This window comes from Bradyrhizobium pachyrhizi, assembly GCF_029714545.1.
In the GTDB taxonomy this organism is placed as follows: Bacteria; Pseudomonadota; Alphaproteobacteria; order Rhizobiales; family Xanthobacteraceae; genus Bradyrhizobium; species Bradyrhizobium pachyrhizi.
Window position 1 is genome coordinate 3,098,332 of sequence record NZ_CP121667.1, and the last position, 15,897, is coordinate 3,114,228.

Annotated in this window: 15 protein-coding genes; 3 read left to right on the forward strand and 12 right to left on the reverse strand. The window is 65.3% G+C overall.

Going from position 1 to position 15,897, the window contains the following annotated elements; translation table 11 throughout:
- Positions 1–88 precede the first annotated feature (88 nt).
- The 3 genes from QA639_RS14285 to QA639_RS14295 form a co-directional block, all read right to left on the reverse strand.
- Positions 89–757 (reverse strand): hypothetical protein, encoded by a 669-nt coding sequence (locus QA639_RS14285; RefSeq protein WP_050385139.1) that lies wholly within the window; start codon positions 755–757, stop codon positions 89–91.
- A gap of 102 nt (positions 758–859) precedes the next feature.
- On the reverse strand, positions 860–2,260 hold the full coding sequence (locus QA639_RS14290) for a selenium-binding protein SBP56-related protein (RefSeq protein ID WP_157347565.1): 1,401 nt from the start codon (positions 2,258–2,260) through the stop codon (positions 860–862).
- Between the two features lie 388 nt (positions 2,261–2,648).
- Positions 2,649–3,845 (reverse strand): amidohydrolase family protein, encoded by a 1,197-nt coding sequence (locus QA639_RS14295; protein WP_283090100.1) that lies wholly within the window; start codon positions 3,843–3,845, stop codon positions 2,649–2,651.
- 146 nt (positions 3,846–3,991) lie between these two features.
- Between QA639_RS14295 and QA639_RS14300 the strand changes: the two genes are divergently transcribed.
- Positions 3,992–4,765 carry a ferredoxin--NADP reductase gene (locus tag QA639_RS14300; RefSeq protein WP_157347569.1) on the forward strand — a complete coding sequence of 258 codons (774 nt, stop codon included), beginning with the start codon at positions 3,992–3,994 and terminating at the stop codon, positions 4,763–4,765.
- Between the two features lie 127 nt (positions 4,766–4,892).
- On the opposite strand, the gene soxA is transcribed toward QA639_RS14300, so the two are convergent.
- The 9 genes from soxA to QA639_RS14345 form a co-directional block, all read right to left on the reverse strand.
- The gene (gene soxA, locus QA639_RS14305; RefSeq protein ID WP_157347571.1) at positions 4,893–5,666 is read right to left on the reverse strand and encodes a sulfur oxidation c-type cytochrome SoxA; all 774 of its coding nucleotides are present in this window, start codon (positions 5,664–5,666) and stop codon (positions 4,893–4,895) included.
- Positions 5,663–5,983, reverse strand: coding sequence for a thiosulfate oxidation carrier complex protein SoxZ (gene soxZ / locus QA639_RS14310; protein ID WP_157347573.1), 321 nt, complete (start codon positions 5,981–5,983; stop codon positions 5,663–5,665). The genes soxA and soxZ overlap by 4 nt, the downstream gene beginning before the upstream one ends.
- Positions 5,983–6,447, reverse strand: a complete 465-nt coding sequence (locus tag QA639_RS14315; RefSeq protein ID WP_157347575.1) for a SoxY-related AACIE arm protein — start codon at positions 6,445–6,447, stop codon at positions 5,983–5,985. Before QA639_RS14315 ends, soxZ begins: the two co-directional genes overlap by 1 nt.
- 9 nt (positions 6,448–6,456) lie before the next feature.
- Positions 6,457–6,885, reverse strand: coding sequence for a sulfur oxidation c-type cytochrome SoxX (gene soxX, locus QA639_RS14320; protein WP_157347650.1), 429 nt, complete (start codon positions 6,883–6,885; stop codon positions 6,457–6,459).
- Positions 6,886–6,898: 13 nt separating this feature from the next.
- Positions 6,899–8,170, reverse strand: coding sequence for an NAD(P)/FAD-dependent oxidoreductase (locus tag QA639_RS14325; RefSeq protein WP_157347577.1), 1,272 nt, complete (start codon positions 8,168–8,170; stop codon positions 6,899–6,901).
- Positions 8,171–8,225: 55 nt separating this feature from the next.
- Positions 8,226–10,412 (reverse strand): xanthine dehydrogenase family protein molybdopterin-binding subunit, encoded by a 2,187-nt coding sequence (locus tag QA639_RS14330; protein ID WP_283090101.1) that lies wholly within the window; start codon positions 10,410–10,412, stop codon positions 8,226–8,228.
- A gap of 10 nt (positions 10,413–10,422) precedes the next feature.
- The gene (locus tag QA639_RS14335; RefSeq protein ID WP_157347581.1) at positions 10,423–10,872 is read right to left on the reverse strand and encodes a (2Fe-2S)-binding protein; all 450 of its coding nucleotides are present in this window, start codon (positions 10,870–10,872) and stop codon (positions 10,423–10,425) included.
- Positions 10,873–11,025: 153 nt separating this feature from the next.
- Complete coding sequence (locus QA639_RS14340) at positions 11,026–12,423, reverse strand: MFS transporter (RefSeq protein ID WP_283090102.1); 1,398 nt, start codon at positions 12,421–12,423, stop codon at positions 11,026–11,028.
- A 100-nt stretch (positions 12,424–12,523) separates the two neighbouring features.
- Positions 12,524–13,147, reverse strand: a complete 624-nt coding sequence (locus tag QA639_RS14345) for a TetR/AcrR family transcriptional regulator (RefSeq protein ID WP_283090103.1) — start codon at positions 13,145–13,147, stop codon at positions 12,524–12,526.
- 77 nt (positions 13,148–13,224) lie between these two features.
- On the opposite strand from QA639_RS14345, the gene QA639_RS14350 reads away from it, so the two are divergent.
- Positions 13,225–13,587: a darcynin family protein gene (locus QA639_RS14350; protein WP_157347587.1), complete on the forward strand. Its 363-nt coding sequence runs from the start codon at positions 13,225–13,227 to the stop codon at positions 13,585–13,587.
- Positions 13,588–14,142: 555 nt separating this feature from the next.
- The gene (locus tag QA639_RS14355; RefSeq protein ID WP_050385128.1) at positions 14,143–15,885 is read left to right on the forward strand and encodes an ABC transporter permease; all 1,743 of its coding nucleotides are present in this window, start codon (positions 14,143–14,145) and stop codon (positions 15,883–15,885) included.
- Positions 15,886–15,897 lie beyond the last annotated feature (12 nt).

Here is a 15,897-nt window from a genome sequence, read left to right on the forward strand (position 1 = left end):
AGATTGTCGGATGGGGTAGAGCGCAGCGAAACCCATCGGCTTTCGTTCCGCGGATCGAGATGGTGGGTTTCGCTTCGCTCTACCCACCCTACGATTCCAGGCCAAGCGCTAGCGCGACGGCGCCCACCAGCACCAGGCTGAGCGCCCAAACCGTGTCGAGGTTGAACCAGCTCCGGGATACGAATTTCAGGCCGAGGTAGCGGTAGACCAGCCATGCCAGGCATCCGCCGGCGGCGATCATCGCGCCGGCATGGACGATCGAGACCAGCACGGCCATGGTGAGGCTGGTATCGATCAGGCTGTTGGCAGCCGCATGGCCTTGGTCGGCTTCAGCCTCGCGGCACAGCCCCAGATAGATCGGCACCAGCATCAGCGCCGCGCCATGGGCGATCGCCACCGCGAATGACCACAGGACAAGTTGCGTCGGCGGTATTCGGGCCAGGGCCCGCGGATGGCGCCGGTCGATCAGCCGATAGATGCCAAACAGGATGACGAGCAGGCTGGCGCCGATCCGGATCGTGCGCTGCCATTCGACGAGGGTGATCAGCAGCGCGAACGGAAGGATCACCAGCAGCATCGCCAGCAAATGACCGATCGCGAGCGGGCCAAGCGCGGTCACCAGTGCGCGCGAACTCCTCTGCATCAATCCCGCAGAAACGGCGAGCGGCCAGCCCATGCCCGGGTTGATCCCGTGGTAGAGGCCGCTCGCGATGACCGCCAGCCACAGCCAGGCCGGAGTCCAGTCGGCCGGGCCCACGTCAGGGCCTTTTCCGTTCCGATCGAATCGGAACGGGCTCTGGATTCTTGTTTTGACGCGTATTCTTCACGCGAACCGGTACCTACTTCGCTTGAAAACGCTCTAGACCGACGGATAGCAGAACGAGTCGGTGGAGCAGTCGCCGCCATCGAGCCGGATCTGGTGCGCCCGGTAGCCGTCGGGGAAGCTGACCCAGTAGTCCTTCGCCAGTTCGAGCCCACCGCCCGGGCTTGCATTCGCCATCACCTCGGCGCCGGGAATGCCTTGCGGATAGAACTGGTCGTCCCAGGTCGAATAGAGCGAATTGGTCCAGTACACCCGCTTGCCGTCACGGCTGATCTCGACCATCTGCGGCCCGCCGGCAAAGGCCTGTCCGTTCGGGTGAGGCGCGCGACGAACGATGCCGCCGATGCGGACCGATCCGGCGAGCTTCGGCTTGCGCGGATCGCTGACATCGTATTGGCGCATCTCGCCGGTGCCCCAGCAGGCGACGTAGAGAAACTTGTCATCCATCGACAAGTCGATATCGGTCACCAGCGGAGGTACGGCGCCGAAACCCTGCAACAGCGGCGGCAGTTGGTCTTTCGATGCAGGCTCGGGCGGGATCGTCACCGTCTTCTCGATGTGAAACTTGCCGCCCTCGCGCCACCAGGTCCAGATCGAACCCTCGAGGTTCGTGGTATCGACCACGACGCCAACGAAGCCGTGTTCGCGAACCGGATCGTGCGCCGGACGCACCTCCAGCGCCATCTGATGATTGGCGCCGAGGTCGATGGTCTGGACGTTGCGTCGGGCGCGCAGGTCCCAGAAATGCAGCCGGTGGCCGTATTTGTTCGACAGCAGGTCTTCCGGCACGATGCCGTTCTCGAACTGCGGAGGCAGGGCCCACTCGCTGCTCACCATGTAGTCGCGCGGCAGGTTCCACCAGAAATCATAATGCTTGGTCTGCGGGCCACGATCGATCTCCCACCGGCCGAGCACCTCGAATGTCTCGCAGTCCATGATGAAGATGCCGGGCGGCCCGTCGGTGCCGTCCTTGCCGCTCCCGCCGAGCGTGCTGACATAGATGCCTTCCGGCCCGCAGTGGATGGTATGCGGTCGCGAGTAGCCGGTCTTCTTGAAGATTTCCTCGGGCTCGATGATCTTGTGGATCTTCGCTTGCGTCGGGTCCGGCTTGGTGTCGACGATATAGATCCGGGAGGATCGCATGCCGGGGATGATGAGATAGCGACGCTCGAGGAAGGCGTGTCCGGCCAGCGGGGACAGCGCCGACGAGCAGGCGTTCCAGCCGAAATGGTGGAACTCGTCGCCCTTGTTGGGCATCGTCACGGTGTGGACGATCTTGCTGTAGGTCGGAGAGCCGGGCTTGACGTCGATCACCGCGAGTGCGTCCGGCTTTGAAAAATCCGGACTGAGCAGCACGGTGTAGGCAGAGCTCTCGGCCGGCGCTTCCATCGCGAGCTTCGGCGACGCGTGGAACGTAGGATCTGGCCTCATCGTCATCGGCTGCCTCCTGATTGTGTGATGTGGATCGACACGGCACGGCGGCATACAGCAGCAAGAACTTAAATCCGGATCGAAAAATGCCTCTTGCGAGTGCTGCCGGCTAAGGTTCGCTTGCGGGCAGACTACACCTCAACGGTGACCGCTGAAAACAAGGTTCGGTGACGGCGCCGGCGCGGCAAAGCCGCGCGGCGCTGGGCGCGCGATCTGGCAGCCTGCTCAAGGGGTTGAGCAAGCACCGATCCAGTTATCGCCCTGAGAGCAAGTGAACGTATGACTCACGAGCGGCACCAAACACTCAGTGTCGTCCCGGCCTTCGCCGGGGCGACACCGGATATGTTGCACCGCTGTTCACCCCGTCACCCGCGCGCAACGGCTTTGGTGCACCTCACTTCGCCACCACCTCCGGCACCTTGCCCGCGGGCGGCGTGTTGCGGCTGCGCTGGGTGCGGACGATGCCGTCGATGATGGTCATGCCGATGCCCGGGAGATCGCCGAGCTGAACGCTCTCCAGGATGTTCTTGCCTGGCGAATGCTGCGCTTTGTCCATCAGCACGAAATCGGCCGAGCGGCCGACTTCGATCAGACCGCAATCGAGCTCGCGCATCCGTGCGGTGTTGCCGGTCGCCAGGCAGAACGCCAGCTCGGCCGGGAGCTCGCCGAGCGAGGACAATAGCGAAACCATCCGCAGGATGCCGAGCGGCTGCACGCCGGAGCCGGCCGGCGCGTCGGTGCCGAGGATGACGCGATGCAGATCGCCCATCTCGCGCGCGGTCCGCAGCGTGAACAGCGCCGAGCGCTCATTGCCGTTATGCACCAGCTCGAGCCCGCGCTTGCAGCCCTCGCAGATGCAGCGGATCTGGTCGTCGGGCAGGGCGGTGTGGCCGCCGTTGATGTGGCCGACCACGTCGGTGTCGGCCTCCAGCACCACGTCCTTGTCGATCAGGCCAGAGCCCGGGATCGACGGGCCGCCGGTGTGGATCGTGCTCTGAATGCCGTATTTGCGCGCCCAGCCGACCATCTTGCGCGCGGTCGGTCCGTCCTTGACGCCGCCGAGCCCGACCTCGCCGAGCAGCTTGACGCCGGCCGCGGCCATCTCCTTGAAGTCGTCCTCCACCATCTCGCATTCGATCACGGGCGCGCCGGCATGCACCTTCACGCCGCCCGGACGCAGTGTCCAGAACGCGCGTTGCGCGAAGATCGCCATCGCCTTCAACCCGACGACGTCGCGCGGCCGCCCGGGCGTGTGCACCTCGCCGGCGGAGATCATGGTGGTGACGCCGCCATGCAGATAGCTGTCGATCCAGTTGATCTGGTTCTGCCGCGGCGTCCAGTCGCCGGCGACGGGATGGACGTGGCTGTCGATCAGGCCGGGCGCGACCGTCGTGCCATTGGCATCGACGATGGTGGTGGCGCCTTCGGTGTCGACATCCTTGAGGCGGCCGATCGCAGTGATCTTGCCGTTCTCGGCGACGATGGTATCGGCATCCAGGATCGGCTTTTCCAGGGCCCCCGACAGCAACAGCCCGATATTGCGGATCACCAGCTTGCTCGGACCGGTCGCCTGGGGTGCATCGTGCGCCATGGTTTTTCCTTTTGGTTCAACGCCTTCGCCGGCCATTGTGCCCGTGGCTTGACGGCCGGATCAAGCTGGATTATTCATTTGTATACGAACGATCGTATACAAATGATTTTGCCGCCAATCCGGCCCGCGCGTCAAGGAAACTGACGATGAGCAATTTCAACCAGGAAAGCGTCCTCAGCGTTCACCACTGGACCGACACGCTGTTCTCCTTCAAGACCACGCGCAATCCGTCGTTCCGCTTCCGCAACGGCGAGTTCACCATGATCGGGCTCAAGGTCGGCGAGAAGCCGCTGCTGCGGGCCTACAGCGTCGCCAGCGCGAACTACGAGGACACGCTGGAGTTCTTCTCGATCAAGGTTCCGGACGGCCCGCTGACCTCGCACCTCCAGCACCTCAAGGAAGGCGACGAGATCATCGTCAGCCGCAAGGCGACCGGCACGCTGGTCATCGACAACCTCGAGGACGGTCGCAACCTCTATCTGGTCGGCACCGGCACCGGCCTCGCGCCGTTCCTCAGCGTGATCAAGGATCCCGAGACTTATGACCGGTTCGAGAAGGTGGTGCTGCTGCACGGCTGCCGCCGCGTCAAGGAGCTCGCCTACGGTGAGATGATCACCGAGAGGCTGCCACAGGACGAACTGATCGGCGAATTGGTGCGCGACCAGCTGATCTACTACCCGACCGTGACGCGCGATCCGTTCCATAACCGCGGCCGCATCACCGACCTCATCACATCAGGCAAGCTGTTCACCGACATCGGCCTGCCGGCGCTCGATGCCGCGCATGACCGCGTCATGATCTGCGGCTCGCCGGCGCTAGTCGCTGACACCCGCACGCTGCTGAATGGCCGCGGCTTCGTCGAGGGCAATCACGGCGAGCCCGCGCAGTTTGTGGTCGAGAAGGCGTTCGCCGAGCGCTGACCGCTACGCAGTAACTCCATCTCCTCACCCTGAGGAGCTTGGGCAGCAAGCGTCTCGAAGGGCGAGGCCCGACTGGGGCCTCATGGTTCGAGACGCGCTTTCGCGCTCCTCACCCTGAGCGTTGGCGCTAGGGCCTGACCGCCGGCGTCTCGACCGGCATGCCGCGCGCTCGCGTCATCAGATAGAGCTCGAGCTCGACCAGTTCGGGCGAGCCGTAATCATAAGCCTGCGCGCGGATGCCGGTGATGCAGGCGCGCAGCCGCCGCTGCAACGATCCGAGCGCCTGCCATTCCAGCCGGTACAGCGGATAGCCGGTCGGCTGGCCTTGCGTGATCGCGCTGCCCGCGAGCTTCTTGTCCCAGTTATCATCGTGGCAATTGGTGCAGCCGAGATTGAGCTGGCCCTGCCGTTGCATGAACAGCGCGTGGCCCTGTTCGATGAACGGCGCGAGCTCCGGATCGCCGCCGGCCGTAATCGGCATGCCGCGCGATTGCCGTGCGACATAGGCGGTCAGCGCCAGCAGCTCACTGCTTTCATAGGCGAAGGGCGAGGCCTGCTGGTGATTGGTCCGGCAGAGGTTGATCCGTCCCTCGAGGTCGACCGGCTTGCCTAGCGCCTTGTCGAAGGCCGGATAGTGCGCGGCGACGCCCTTCATGCTGACGCGGGCGTCGTTGTGGCAGTCGGCGCAGGCCTTGTTGGCGGCGCCGGCCTTGCGCGTCCACAAGGCCTCGCCGTCGAGCACGGACAGCATGCCGGGATTGGCGGTGTCCTCGTCCTGCATCGCCTTAGTGTCGGCGCTCATGAAACTGTAGCCCGAGCGGCGCTGGACCAGCGGAATCTCGTCCGCGAGCGCGGCGCCCGCCATCGCCGTCAGCAGCGCGATGCAGACGGCAATCTTCATTCGACCGTGATCGAAGCCTGTGCGGTCTCCGAAAATCCCTTGTCGCCGATCCATTCGAACTCGAACTTGCCGCTCTCGGTCACCGTGGTGAAGAAGGTGATGAACGGATTGGCCGCGATCGCAGGATAAAGATCGGCGCGGAACACTTCCTCGCCGTTGAAGCGGCAAGTGAAGTTCGTGATGATGTCGCGCGGCACAACGCTGCCTGAGGCGGTGTGGCGGTAGCCGGTCTCCATGATGTGCGACATCAGCGTCTTGATCTCGATGACGCTGCCGCGCTTGGCCTTGGCCGGGACATTGATCAGGGCCGACGGCATCAGATCGCCTCCTCGGTGCAGGCGGCGAGCGTCACCACGACGTCGGCAGTGGCAGACCAGAACGTATCGTCGGACAGCCGCGCGATGGCGGTGACCTTCTGGCTGTCGGCGAGGCGGATGCGGGTCGACACCTGCGCGCGTCCGGCACGCGGCCCGAGATAGAAGTTGCCGATGTTCGGCTGCGGATTCTTCTCGTTGAAGACGTGGATGCTCTTCACATACTCGACTGCCGTCATAGGGCTGCTGACGCTGACCGTCATCGGCACCGTGTTGCCGTTCTCGACCAGCGGCGGAATGTCGAGCTTGACCTTGCCGGCGTGCACATCGGCCTCGCCGATGACATTGCGGATCGCGGCCGACAGCATCGCCGGCGTCGCGTCCACGGGGCGCACGATCACCAGCGCCGCGGCGCCGCCAGTCAGGCTCAGAAACGTCCGGCGTGTGGTGTGGTCCGAATTCGTCATTCCAGTTTCCTAGTTCCGCAGCGTCACAAGATAAGCCACGAGATCCTCGATCTGCTCCGCCGACAGGATCGGCTTGCCGCGCCACGAGGTGCCGACACGCACGAGCCCGTCGACGCGATAGTAGGACGGCATGATCGTCGCCGCATTGAGATGCGACGCATCGACCAGGCGGAGCCGCAATTGTCCTTCCGACCAGCGGCTGCCGCTGCCGGCGAGGTTCGGCGCGAGGTCGCCCTGGAACGCCTGCTCGGGAAATGGGCCGCTGTGACAGAGGATGCAAGTGGAGGAACGCTCGACGATCAGCGCGCGGCCGCGCGCGACATCGCCCTTGGTTCCCGTCAGCGAGGCTGGAATCGCATCGCCCACGACGGTGTAGGGCCGTAGCTCCTCGGCGTCGGCGGGCCAGCACGCCGCGAACAGTCCCGCGGCGAGAAGCATTGTGAGGGCGAGCCTAGCCAAAGGCATCTCCCGTGATCCTCTTGAACCAGTCGAGCGCTTGGTGAGCTTCTTGCTGGCGCACCTCGCGCGGCGCGTCGACCGGGCTCGTGGTCACCTCCGCCTCGGCGTACTGATCTTCCTTGGGCTGATAGATGCCCTTCAACGAGAAGGCGTAGCCCGGCGCGACCGTGTTGTAACAGGCTCCATCGAGCCGCGGCGTCTCCGGCGCCTTGCCGGCCAGCGCGCTCACGATCGCCGCCGCGCAGGCGCGGCCTTGCGCCGCCGCCGCGGAGGCGGATTTCGGGATGCCGCCGGCGATCGCGGCATCACCGATGACGTGGATGTTGGGCACGAGCTTTGAAGCAAAGGTGACGGGATCGATCGGGCACCAGCCGGTGTGGTCGGCGGCTCCGGCGATATCAGCGATGCGGCCGGCCCTTTGCGGCGGGATCACATTGGCGACCGCGGCGGTGTAGTTGCCGAAGTCGGTGACGATCTCATTGGTCGCCGGATCGACCGACGTCACCCGTCCGCCTTGCGACAGCGCGATCCGTTCGATCATGCCGGGATAGAGCTCCGCCCAGGCTTTCTCGAACAGCTTCTGCTGCGAGTAATTGTCCTTGGCGTCGAGCACCAGGATCTTCGACTTCGGCTTGTTCGCCTTCAGATAATGCGCGATCAGGCTGGCGCGCTCGTAAGGCGCGGGCGGACAGCGCAGCGGCGCAGCCGGCACCGCGATCACGACGAGGCCGCCATCGTCCATGGCTTCAAGCTGCCTGCGCAGCAGCAGGGTTTGCTCGCCGGCCTTCCAGGCGTGCGGCATCTTCTCGGCCGCTGCCTCGTCGTAGCCGGAGAGGGCGTCGAATCGCATGTCGATGCCGGAGGCCAGCACCAGCCGGTCATAGGACAGCGTCGTGCCGTCAGCGAGCGTGATGCTGCGCGCCTGCGCGTCGACCTTCGTCGCCGCCTGTGCGGCAATCGTGATGCCGTCGGCCGCAACCTTGTCATAGCTGAATTGCTGTGCGGTGAGCTGGCGCAGACCTGCGATCACCTCGTTGCTGAACGGGCAGGCGGTGAAAGTCCTGTTCGGCTCGATCAGCGTGACTTGAAGCTTTGTGTCGAGCCGCCGCAGCGCCCGCGCGCAGGCCGCGCCGCCGAAGCCGCCGCCGATCACCGCGATGCGCGGCGCCGCCTGCGCCAACGCCGGACGCGCCAAGGCAGCCGCTGCGACGGCAGCGGCGCCACGGATCACATCCCTGCGCGTCTGATGACGCGTGACGGCCATGCACGAGAATCCGTAAAGGGAAGCGGCGGCCGTCGGGCCGCCGCTTCCGGTTTGATCAGGCGAAGCTGATGTTCTGGTTGCGCAGCGGGAAGCTGCGGATGCGCTTTCCCGTCGCGGCGAAATAGGCGTTGAGCACCGCCGGCGCCGCAACGCCGATGGTCGGCTCGCCGACGCCGCCCCAGAATCCACCGCTCGGCACCATCACCGATTCCACCTTTGGCATCTCGTTGATGCGCATCGAGTTGTAGCTGTCGAAATTGGTCTGCTCGATGCGGCCGTCCCTCACGGTGCAGCCGCCGTAGAAGAGCGCGCTGAGGCCGTAGACGAAGGAGCCCGCGATCTGCCGCTCGACCTGCGCCGGGTTGACGACATAGCCGGGGTCGGTGGAGGCGACGATGCGATGCACCTTGATCTTGCTGCCGTCGGTCACCGAGATCTCGGCGGCGCCGGCAACGTAGCTGCCATAGCCCATCACCTGCGCGATGCCGCGATAGACGCCCTGCGGCGCCGGCGTGCCCCAGCCGATCTTCTCGGCCACGGCGTTGAGCACGGCGAGATGCTTGGGGTGCTTGCCCATCAGCTTGCGGCGGAATTCGAGCGGGTCCTGGCCGACCGCCAGCGCCAGCTCGTCCATGAAGCATTCCATGTAGATCGCGTTGTGATTGACGTTGACGCCGCGCCAGAAGCCCGGCGGGACGTGCGGGTTGCGCATCGAATGCTCGACCAGCAGGTTCGGCACCGAATAGCCGATCGCGGCCTCGCCGGCTTGCGCGACGCCCTGGAACGCGGCGGGGTCCATGCCGTTCTGCAGCGCTTCCGGGCGCACCGAGAACAGGATGGATTGACCCGACAGCCGGTAGTGCAGCGCGACCAGGTTGTTGTCGGCATCGAACGCACCGGTCAGCTTGCATTGCGTGATCGGGTGATACTTGCCGTGCTGCATGTCCTCTTCGCGCGACCACAGCAGCTTGATCGGCGTGCCCGGCATCTGCCTGGCGATCGCCACCGCCTGCCGCACATAGTCGGTCATGCCGCGCCGGCCGAAGCCGCCGCCGAGCATCAGCTTGTGCACGTCGACCTTCTCCGCCGGCAGGCCGGAGGCCTCGAGCGCCGCCGCGAACGCCGCCTCGCCATTCTGCGTGCCGCACCACACCTCGCATTTGTCGGGCGTGTAGAGCACGGTGGCGTTCATCGGCTCCATCGTGGCGTGGTTCTGGTAGGGATAGCTGTAGACCACCTCGACCTTCTTGGCAGCGCTGGCGATCGCCGCCTTGGCGTCGCCATTCTGGTTGCCGATGTAGGCCGGCTGCGCATTGTCGAGACCTTCGGCGAGCCATGTCGCGATCGTCTCGCTGGATACCTTGGCGTTGGGGCCTTCGTCCCAGACGATCGGCAGCGCGTCCAGCGCGGTCTTGGCGTGCCACCAGGTGTCGGCGACGACGGCCACCGCGCTGTCGCCGACCTGCACCACCTTCTTGACGCCCTTCATGCCGGCGACCTTGGCCTCGTCAAAGCTCTTCACCTTGCCGCCGAACACCGGGCAATCCTTGATCGCGGCGTTGAGCATGCCCGGCAGCTTGACGTCGATGCCGTAGACCATCTTGCCGGTGGTCTTGTCGACGGTGTCGAGCCGCTTCAGGCCCTTGCCGGCGATGGTCCAGTCCTTCGGGTCCTTCAGCTTGACGTCGGCCGGCGGCTCGAGCTTGGCCGCGGCTTCCGCGACCTTGCCGTAGGTCGTGGTCTTGCCCGAGGGTGTGTGGGTGATGACGCTGTTGGCGGCCTTGCATTCCGAGGCCGGCACCTTCCACTCGTTGGCTGCCGCCTGGATCAGCATCAAGCGCGCAGTGGCGCCGCCCTTGCGGACATAGTCCTGCGAGGTGCGGATGCCGCGGCTGCCGCCGGTCGAGAAATCGCCCCAGGCGCGCTTGCGGGCGACGCTCTGGCCCGGCGTCGGATATTCGGTCGTGACCTTCGACCAGTCGCATTCCAGCTCCTCGGCGACGAGCTGGGCGAGGCCGGTGAGCGTGCCCTGGCCCATTTCGGAGCGGGCGATGCGGATCACCACGGTGTCGTCGGGCCGGATCACGACCCAGGCGTTGACCTCGGGCGCGCCGTCGGCCGCGCGCACCACGGCGGGGCCGCCGAACGGCAGATCGAGGCCGAGCGCGAGGCCGGCGCCGGCGGTTGCGGTGCCGATCACGAAGGCGCGGCGATTAAGCTTTGGCATGACGTGCTGGTTCATCGCTGCGTCCTTATGCGTTCGCGGCAGCATGGATCGCCTCGCGCACCTGCTGGAAGGTGCCGCAGCGGCAGATATTGGTGATGGCGTCGTTGATGTCGTCGTCGGTCGGCTTCGGATTGTCCTTCAAGAGCGCCGCGACGGCCATGATCATGCCGCTCTGGCAATAGCCGCATTGCGGCACGTCGCTGGCGATCCAGGCGAGCTGCACCTTGTGCATCACGCCGTTCGCCGCGAGACCCTCGATCGTGGTGATTTCCTTGCCGGCCGCTTCGCTCACCGTAACGCCGCAGGAGCGCATCGCGACGCCGTCGATATGCACGGTGCAGGCGCCGCATTGGGCGATGCCGCAACCGTATTTGGTCCCCGTCAGTCCGACGTTCTCTCTGATAGCCCACAACAGTGGCGTGTCTTCCTCGACGTCTACAGTGATTGTCTTGCCGTTAATCTTGAGGTTTGCCATCGCGATCCCCTGAATGGTCCGATCCTCCGACCGGACTGCGGGGCGATGTTGGCCTTGAAACTGGAACGGTTCAAATCAAGAAAATGCGCTCGCAGCGCGAAAGAAAGTTGATGCTGTGGTGTTTGGCCGCGGACTGTGCGCGCCGCATACCTGTCATGACTTTTGCGGCGAAGCGACCGCCAAACGCAGGAAGCTCATGACGCTGCCGACCGCGGCAAATCCGGCACCCAGCGCCAGTGCCACAGTGGCGCCCTCACGATCGGCCAGCGCGAAGCAGAGCGCGGCGAGGGCGGCGCCGGTGGTCTGCCCCGTCAGCCGCGCGGTCGCGACGATGCCGCTGGCGCTGCCGCTGCGATGCGACGGCGCGCTCGACATGATCGCCTTCATGTTCGGGGTCTGGAAGAAGCCGAAGCCGATGCCGCAGATCATCGTGCGCCAGACGATGTTGGCGACGCTGGGCTCGGCCGGCAGGGTCGCGAGCAGCACCATACCAAGTCCCAGCAGCAGCATGCCGATGCCGCCGAGGATGCCGGCCGGATAGCGGTCCGACAGCCGGCCGCCGATCGGCGCCATGAAGGCGACCACCAGCGGCCAGGGCGTCATGAAGAAGCCGGTCTCGACCTGCGAGCGGTGCAATATGTCCTCGAAGTAGAACGGCAGCGATACGAAGGCGAGCCCCTGCACAGCGAATGAGCAGACGGCGGTCGCGGCGGACAGCGCGAAGATCGGCCGCCGGAACAGGTCGATCGGCAGCATCGGCGCCGGATGATCGGCATGCCGCCGGGTCAGAATCCAGCCGATCACCAGTGCGCCGACAAGCTCGGCGATGACAAGCGCCGGCGCGGCCTTGTGCGCGGCGCTGCCGATGCCGATGATGAAGAGGCCGAGGCAGGCGCAGGCCAGCGCCGCGCCGGTGAAATCGAAGGCGTGGGTGGCGCGCGGCGTCGTCGGCAGCGTCTTCGTGCCGATCAGCAACGCGACGACGCCAAAGGGAATGTTGACGGCGAACAGCCAGGGCCATGGGCCGAGCGCGAGGATTCCGGAGGCGATGGTCGGCCCCAGCGTGAAGGCGGTCGCGACCACGAGCGCATTGTGGCCGAAGCCGCGGCCGTGCATCCGGCTCGGATAGACGAAGCGCACCAGCGCGGTGTTGACGCTCATCAGGCCGCTGGCGCCGAGCCCCTGCAAGGTGCGTGCGACCAAGAGGCTCGGCAGCGACCATGCCAGCGCGCAGCCGAGTGACGCCAATGTGAACAGCAGCAGGCCGCCGAGATAGATCCGCTGATGGCCGACGATTTCACCGAGCGCGCCGAGCGGCAGCAGCGTCGCTACCAGCGCGATCTGATAGACGTTGACCACCCAGACCACTTCCGCAGGGCTGACATGCAGATCGCTCGCGATCGCCGGCAGCGCGATATTGGCGATCGCGGTATCGAGCGAGGCCATCGCCAGCGCCGTGAAGATCGCGGCCACCGCCCAGCGGCGGCGTTCCCAAGGCAGTCCATCAGTGATCGGCGTCGCTGCCGCGGTGGTCGGGGTCTTCTCGAGCATGCCTGAAAATGTCTCCGGGACCGCCATGTACTACGCCGGCATCCCGTTCCCCAGCCGCGGCATTGCATGATGCGTATGCGAAGCGGCCTTGCCGGAAGCGTCAAGAGTCCGGCCGCGGACCGAACAGATATCCCTCGATGGCGCGCAGCACCCGCCGGGTGGCCGCAGCCTGCGAGAGGTCGTTTTGAAGCGCGTGGTCGACCATGGCGCGGCTGATCACGATCAGATCCTCGACGGCGTCATCGTCGACGGGCCTTGCGATCTCACGACGATGCCGCGCCAGCAGGTCGGCGACCAGTTCCTTCAATTCGCCGGCCGCTGACGTGCCCGATGACGCCGGGCGCAGGCGATCCTCCTCGGCCTCCAGAATGCGATTGAGCCCGGCCCGCTCGGCATGCGCCTCGAGCTGCGCCCGAACGATCAGGTTGAGCGACGCCGTCAGGCTCTTGCCCTCGGATGCCGCAACCGCATCCCGTACTTTCGCCAGCAGCGCGTCCTCGAACCTCGTGATCAAAGCCAGCGTCAGGGCGTCCTTGTTCGGGAAGTACTGGTACACCGAGCCGACGCTGATCCCGCCGCGCTCGGCGACCGCGTTGGTGTTGTATCCCTCGAGCCCGCGCGCTTCCAAAACGCGAGCCGCCGCTTCCAGAATCACCGCCACGGTTTCCCGCGAACGCTGCTGAAGCGGCTGTTTGCGGGCCTTTGTGCGCCGCTTCGGCGGCATGGCGGGCATCTCCCAAAACGCGAGTTGTGGAATATGAGCAATTACTCACATTATGGCCGTGAAAGGAGAACCGATCAATGGTGACACTGCAAACGACCTCGTCTCCCGTGCTTCCCGAGCACGAGGACGATCCGCACAGGTTTCATATCTTCGTCATGGTCAAGACCACGCGGCACTGGCTCGATCTGAAGACCGAGCAGCGCCTCGCCTTCCTGCACGAGGAGGTCGTTCCTTTGCTCCGGCGCCGTCCGGAGCTGAAGGTGCGCTGGTTCGAGCCGGAGGCCTTCTCGACCAGGGCGACCGACGTCATGATCTGCGAGACCGATGACCTCTCGGCCTGGGCGTGGTTCTGCGACCACCTGCGCGAGACGAGGTTCTGGGACCACTATTTCGAAGTGCTCGACATCATGCCGGCACTCGAAGGCAATTACCTTGCCTAGGATGCCGACGCCGGCCCGGATCGTTCCGGGCCGGCGTTCCGGCAGCCTGTGGCGACACAGCTGCGTTCCCATCCACATCTGTCATCGTCCGGTTCGAGCGGGCGATCCCAGTACGCCGCGGCCCATCGGCTCAAGCACTGGCGTCTCTGGAATGCTGGATCACCCGCTTTCGCTTTCGCGGTGATGACACCGAGTGGCTGTTTTGGCATCTCGAATTGCGCCCACCCGCATCGTCGTCCCGGCGCAGGCCGGACCCATAATCACCGATGCTGTTTGTCGGGCAATGCTGGAACGACGAGTCCCGTTCAAGACATCCGCCGCGGACTATGGGTCCCGGCCTTCGCCGGGACGACGGCGGTGGATGCAGCGTGCGAGCGCGATCAGTCCGAATTCGTGTTCCCGTGGTGTGTCACACAATCGCACGCAAGCGACTTTCGGATAGCTTGCGTCACAGTCCCGATCGACTACCCTTGGTATACAAGCAGGCCCGGCGTCAGATCGGGCCGCAAGAGGGAACGCGCATTGCACGGACAGGCCGACCGGCGCAGCGAAGCCATGCGAAGCGCCAGCGAGGGAACTCGCCGCCGCGCGTTCACCGGCCTCTGGGTCGCGGCATTGCTGGCGATCCTGACCTTCCTGGTCATCTATCCCGTCTTCATGCTGCTGCTCGGCGCGCTCACCGACACCAATCCGGTGGTCGACGGTATCCGTCTCAGCCTGAGCCATTTGTCGATCGCCAATTTCCTCGCCGTGCTGGCCAATCCGAACGTCGCCGAAGCGCTGCTCAACACGCTGATCGCCTGCGGCGGCGGCACGGTGATCGCGGTCGCGATCGGGCTCCTGTTCTCCTGGATCGTGGTGCGCACCAACACGCCGTTCAAGGGCTTCATCGCCGCGGCCAGCATCCTGCCGCTGTTCGCACCGCCGCTGGTCGCGGGCGTGGCCTGGGCCATTCTCGGCTCGCCGAAGACCGGCTTGATCAACACGATGTTCAAGTGGATGGGCTCCGACCTGCGCGTCGATCTCTATTCGATGTGGGGCCTGGTGTTCGTGTTCGGCATCTACTACGCGCCCTATGTCTACATGTTCACCTCGTCGGCGCTGCGCAACATGGACCCGAGCCTGGAGGAGGCCGCGGAAATCTCCGGCGCGAGCCCGGTCGCGACCCTGTTCACGGTGACGTTCCCGCTGATCATGCCGGCGATTGTCTCGGGCATGCTGCTGTCGTTCATCGTGATGCTCGGCATCTACGGCATCCCGGCCGTGCTCGGCGCGCCGACCAACCTGAACGTGCTCACCACCTACATCTTCAAGCTCACCAACTGGTCGCCGCCGCTCTACAACACCGCAGCGGCGGTCGCGATCATCCTGATGGTGGTCACGGGGCTGCTGGTCTATCTGCAGCAGAAATTGCTGAGCGGACGCAGCTATACCACCGTCGCGGGCAAGGCGTTCCGGCCGCGCAGCCTCGATCTCGGCCCATGGCGCTGGCTCACTTTCGCGATCGGGATCGTCTACCTCCTCATCGTCGTGGTGCTGCCGTCGCTGGCGCTGATCGTCGCGGCGTTCCGCAAGTTTATGTTCATCCGCGACGTCGCGAGCCTGTTCGACATGCGGCAATATTCGCTGACGCATTTCGAGAGCATCTTCGACAATCCGTTGACGATGCGGTCGATCTACAATGCGGTCGAGGTCGGCGTCATCACGGCTGTTGTCGGCGGCGCGCTCGCCTTTGCGATCGGCTACACCATCCATCGCACCCGCGTCAGCGGACGCGGCGCCATCGACCTGATCTCGACCCTGCCGGTCGCGATCCCCGGGCTGGTGGTCGGCGTCGCCTATCTCTGGGCTTGGATCGGCGTGCCGGGCGGGCTCTACGGCACGATCTGGATTCTCGCGCTGGCCTTCATTGCGCGCTTCATGCCGGACACCGTGAAGGCGCTGTCGACCTCGTTCCTGCAAATCCACCGCGAGCTCGAGGAGGCGGCCTGGGTCTGCGGCAAGGGCATGCTCGGCACCATCAGGACGATCGTTTTGCCGCTGGCGCGGCCGGGCGTGCTGGCGTCGATGACGCTGCTGTTCGTGCTGGCGATCCGCGAGCTCGGCTCGTCGCTGTTCCTCTACACCAGCAACACCATGGTGATGTCGGTGCTGCTGCTCGACTATTACGAAGGCGGCAATATCGGCAAGACCGCGGCCTTCAGCCTGGTGCAGACGGTGCTGCTCGGTGTCCTGATCGGCGGCGCCAACTGGCTGTCGCGCGGATCAGCGCAGGGCAACGTGGCGCGGACCGGATAACAACGAATAGGG